Consider the following 1162-nt stretch of genomic DNA (forward strand, 5'->3'; position numbering starts at 1 on the left):
CCGGTCCTCGTATACAACCGCAACTGCGTTCGGTGTCTTCTCAACCTGCGTCTCGAACAGCCCGTGAATCGTCGCTTCCCGCGGATACGCTGCCGCCGTTTTGTTGAATGTATAGAGCAGCAACTGCTTCTCCTCCGGCGTTACCAGTTGCAAAGTAGCTATGCTTGCGTCCGTTCGTTCGGTAATTTGAGTCAACAGTTGTACAAAGTGAGACAATTGCCGCTTAACCGTAGACGCATTGAACAAGGCGCGACTATATTCCAGCGTCATGTGAAGACTTTGATTGACTTCTACGACGTTTAGCGTCAAGTCGAATTTCGTCACCGGATGGCTCAGCTCGACCGGACGAATGTCAACGTCCGCCAGATCAAAGCTTACCTGCTCCATATTTTGCAATATTAGCATCGTGTCAAACAGCGGGTTGCGGCTCCTATCGCGGCGCACGTTCAGCTTCTCCACCAGTTCTTCGAACGGATAGTCCTGATGTTCAAACGCTGCCAGCGTCCGCGCCTTCACCTCGTGCACGAAGTCGATAAACCGCTTATCCCCGGACGGGGCGTTGCGGAGCGCTAGCGTGTTCACGAACATCCCGATCATCGGCTCCGTATCCGCATGTGTGCGCCCCGACACCGGCGTACCCACCACAATGTCGGTCTGCCCCGTGTACTTGTGCAGCCACACGTTATAGGCTGCAAGCAGCACCATGTATAGCGTCGATCCCGTCTCTGCCGCGATTCGTTTAAGGGCCTCTGCAGTCTTGGCGCTCACCGAGGTGTATACCTGACCGCCCTCGCTGCTTGGCACCGCCGGACGCGTATGGTCGGTCGGCAGCTCCAGCACCGGTGCTTCCTCCGTAAAGACGGACAGCCAGTACGCCTCATGCGCTTCCATCCGCTCTACCTCGAGCGTGCCTTGCTGCCAGACCGCGTAATCTTTGTACTGAATCCGCAGCGGCGGCAGCTCCTCGCCGGCATATGCCGTCATGAAGTCCGACAGCAGGATGTTCATCGATACGCCGTCCGACACAATATGATGCATGTCCCACAGCAGCCAATAACGGTCCTCCGCTAGACGCAGCAGCTCGGCGCGTAGCAGCGGTGCTTGGTCAAGTGCGAACGGACGCACGAAGTTCCTTGTCAACGCCCGCGCATGCGCTTCATCT

Annotated in this window: 1 protein-coding gene; it reads right to left on the reverse strand. The window is 57.0% G+C overall.

What is annotated here, in order from left to right:
• A partial coding sequence (locus MHB56_RS29780; protein WP_341144431.1) for a condensation domain-containing protein occupies positions 1 to 1162 on the reverse strand: 1162 nt, incomplete at both ends.

The organism is Paenibacillus sp. FSL H8-0315 (assembly GCF_038005365.1).
Taxonomy (GTDB): Bacteria; Bacillota; Bacilli; order Paenibacillales; family Paenibacillaceae; genus Paenibacillus_AQ; species Paenibacillus_AQ odorifer.